We start from the raw sequence: 3,227 nt of genomic DNA, 5'->3' as shown, positions 1-3,227 counted from the left end.
TGGTCTTTTTTTGAGTGATTCAGAAATACCAAATAGTGGTCAATCTCTAGTGAGTACGTTGGCTATTAGCAAATAACGATTTCAGATTGATACCGTATACCTGTAGCCATGATTCAGCAGGCCATGACTTAACCTGACCATAACGAATATCAGGCACTTCGGTTGCTTCCATCTGGTTCTCACGGCACCATCTGCGAAGTGGGGCAAATTTGTATTCTTTCCCTGTGGCATTCTTTACAGCTGTGATGGTGGCATGTTTAACACTTTCTCCCAATCGTTCTGTCAGTTCCCGATTTTTACGGGTAGCAACGCTGAGTTTACCCATTGCAGAAGCTTCACGAGTGCGGCTGATTTGTGATTTTGTTCTAATAGCTTCATCACGCTCACTGCTTATTTTTTCCACTTGCTCGGTATAGCTAATCAGCATTTTTCGTAATTGTGCAGGATTATCTAACCAGTCTGTTGTTGGGGTGACAGGAGCTAATCTTCCTGTTTTGTAATCCAGGAAGGTTTGATTAACCATCAATCTGAATTTTGGCGAAATCCAGCCAGCATACTCAATGGCTAACAGCTCATGAGCAAAAGTGCCTGGATTTATGCCGCCTTTTTGAACTTTGATTACTTCTTGACCTAAGGCGGAATTCTGCCTTAGCTCTTCAATTAACTCTTTGGCTTGTTTTGTCTCAAGCCATGTTTTAGGGCGTTTAGCATCTTGCCGCCACTGGCTTTATGTAACGCATTTAGGTTGAAACGACCATCTGAGTCTGTCGTGATTTCTACGCCAGCAATGATAGGGTAATGTTCATTTGTTAAATTTCGCATATAGTTATCCTTCAATATTAAAATTGATGAACGGGTATTAATTAAGTGGAATAGATTAGGGTGGGTAATGATTTCTTGTTTTGCAACTACTTCTTCATAGTATCGATAAATACTCCCAAAATGATCATAAGTGCTGGCACCAGCATGACACCAATAACCAGTAGCTCTTGTCCGCCTAAATGAATATTGCCTAATTCACCACGTTTAAACCTGATTTGCGGGTCAATGACGGCATCGGCGTGCGCGAGATGTCCAACAATGAGTTCAAAGGCAAACGCTGCACCGATAAACAAAAATGTTGTGATTAGTAATTTAATGATGTTAAGTTTCATGATTGAACCTTTTAACATTGGATTATTTCTTAATGCAAATTGCTTTTGCGTTGATATCCTTGAAAGTTTCAAATTCACGCTCAAACTGTTTAGCGGCGAATTGGCACATATTCTCAGTGTCAAATTCCTGAGTATGAACACTTGCAAAGTCATTTGACGCGTAAGGGCTGGCGTACATGGATAGGATTAAAACCCACATGGTAGGAACTCCTTGTCTANAAANGATTAAACTCATTATTTACTGGCGTATGNGTTGGTCTACGCTCGTCTCTATCTTTTANAGTGCGCAACAAGTTTTTAACTGCTTGTGCGGGTTTGTTTTCAACTTTTTCTAAAAGCGTTTGTCCAGTGTTTGCTACAAATGGCATACGGATATCAAAGCTGTAACTTTCATCGCCATTTTTCTTCGTTCTTAGAACTTTTTGCAAAACAAGTCCTACTTTTTTGCCATGGAATTCTGGCGCAACCAGGTTATTGTTGTGGNCAACCGAGGTTACTCGCTGAATTCCAATGCATCCCATCATGGCATTGACCATATTTTGACCGAAAGGGTTTACCGTGCCGTCATTTTTCTTACAACAAATACTNAGATAGTTAACTTTTCTGCCATCCTCCGATTCACCTGAGAATTCAATAAACTCAGCGCCTTTATCACTTTTGCTTAATTTTGCCTCTGCAATTGTGATCACATACGCGCCTGATTCATTAATGAACCCCCCTTGATAGGTTAATAAGGCTGACTCCTNGCTGTAGGTAAAGATAATGTTGTGGTTCATGCTGTTTTCTCCGTTATGTTAGTTTTTTTTAAGCTGTAATAGTCACAAATCGCTGTATCAACTGCGTTTATGTCGTTTTCAATTTCGGGTGTTTCAAACATTCCCATTGGGGATTTGACGGTATCATAACCGCTGTTTTGTGTTGAAAATAAGTATTGACCATCCTTAACTANCGTTTTCAGTACAATAGTAAACATGCCCTCAACGGTTATTTTTTCATCAAGCATTTTGCCAATTGTTTTCATCTTGACTTTACCTAATGGTGTTTCTTCGGTATGCGAGAGAAAATATATCCTTAGATCATCTGATGATGATTTTACTGCCGCATTGATCACATTCCATGTGTGAGCGCCTATTTCTGTGAATTTATCGAAAGATTTTTCATCTGATCTGCGCATGAATTCATTTGCCATCAGATATTGAAAATCATCAATAACAACTATCTTTTTTTCGTAACTTGAGGCTTTTTCGATAGCTTTCATGATGTATTGCCAACAGTCACTGACAAATATTGAGGTTGTGGCATCTTTTTGATCCCAATTTCGCCATTGAGTTGATTTAAACGGCAAAGGTTTTTTTAACGTTTGGATTAATAAAGTTTCTTCAGGGCTTAGATGTCTAAGGCTAGCGGATTTTCCTGTCCCTGACTCACCCAGTATTAGTGTTGCGGTCGCCATATCTAATCACCTCTTATTTTTCCACCTAACGGTCCATCTCTTAGTTCTTGATCAANGAAAGGATTGTATTCTTTATTTTGAACATATATAGGATTGTAAGTATTTGGCGAGGATTGAATTATTAGTTTTTCAATCTCTTTTGCTTCTTTGTCATACATTTCCATTGCTNGACGCTTTTCTTTCATCGATGGCGACAATGGTTCTTTTCCTTGCCTGGTTGCCTCCATCTGTTGTATTGCATAGGCAATAGCGTCTTCTTTTGATTGGCATCTCCTTTTATCCGTTAGCCTCGGCATTTTCATGTAAAATCTCCTCGAAAATCCTGCCAGCTAACAGGAACATTTTGTTGCCCCAGTACCTCACGTTGATGTTCATATTTGTAATGTTCCTTAAGCTCATTGCTTTTTCTTTGCTTCTTAACCAACTGAGTTAATTCAAATAAAGTCATGAGTTATTCCTATCTTGCTAACAATAAAACGAGGCTTGCCAACGCAATGATTAGCACGGTGGGGATAATTTTTAAGCTGTCTTTTTGGGCGAAGCTGTCACTATTTAAGACGTAGCGCAGCTCCTGCTGTTTAAGCTGGTTCATGTTTTTAGCTCCTGGTTAATTGAAGATT

The 3,227-nt window shown here is 39.2% G+C and carries 5 protein-coding genes and 1 pseudogene; all 6 read right to left on the bottom strand.

The window, feature by feature from the left end:
• Positions 1-466: 466 nt before the first annotated feature.
• Positions 467-822, bottom strand: a pseudogene (locus H1X92_RS16140) (KilA-N domain-containing protein); the annotation flags it as partial.
• An 86-nt stretch (positions 823-908) separates the two neighbouring features.
• On the bottom strand, positions 909-1,154 hold the full coding sequence (locus tag H1X92_RS00050; RefSeq protein WP_180558295.1) for a hypothetical protein: 246 nt from the start codon (positions 1,152-1,154) through the stop codon (positions 909-911).
• Between the two features lie 215 nt (positions 1,155-1,369).
• Positions 1,370-1,930: a DUF669 domain-containing protein gene (locus H1X92_RS00045; protein ID WP_180558294.1), complete on the bottom strand. Its 561-nt coding sequence runs from the start codon at positions 1,928-1,930 to the stop codon at positions 1,370-1,372.
• On the bottom strand, positions 1,927-2,607 hold the full coding sequence (locus H1X92_RS00040) for an AAA family ATPase (RefSeq protein WP_180558293.1): 681 nt from the start codon (positions 2,605-2,607) through the stop codon (positions 1,927-1,929). The genes H1X92_RS00045 and H1X92_RS00040 overlap by 4 nt, the downstream gene beginning before the upstream one ends.
• A gap of 298 nt (positions 2,608-2,905) precedes the next feature.
• Positions 2,906-3,055 carry a hypothetical protein gene (locus H1X92_RS00030; protein ID WP_180558291.1) on the bottom strand — a complete coding sequence of 50 codons (150 nt, stop codon included), beginning with the start codon at positions 3,053-3,055 and terminating at the stop codon, positions 2,906-2,908.
• A 9-nt stretch (positions 3,056-3,064) separates the two neighbouring features.
• Entirely contained in the window at positions 3,065-3,199 is a 135-nt protein-coding gene (locus H1X92_RS15980) for a hypothetical protein (RefSeq protein WP_255498959.1), read from the bottom strand.
• Positions 3,200-3,227 lie beyond the last annotated feature (28 nt).

Origin of the sequence: Arsenophonus endosymbiont of Apis mellifera, assembly GCF_903968575.1 — a bacterium.
Lineage (GTDB): Bacteria > Pseudomonadota > Gammaproteobacteria > Enterobacterales > Enterobacteriaceae > Arsenophonus > Arsenophonus apicola.
The sequence above is the reverse complement of the archived record's forward strand: the minus strand, read 5'-3'. Positions and strand labels throughout refer to the sequence as shown.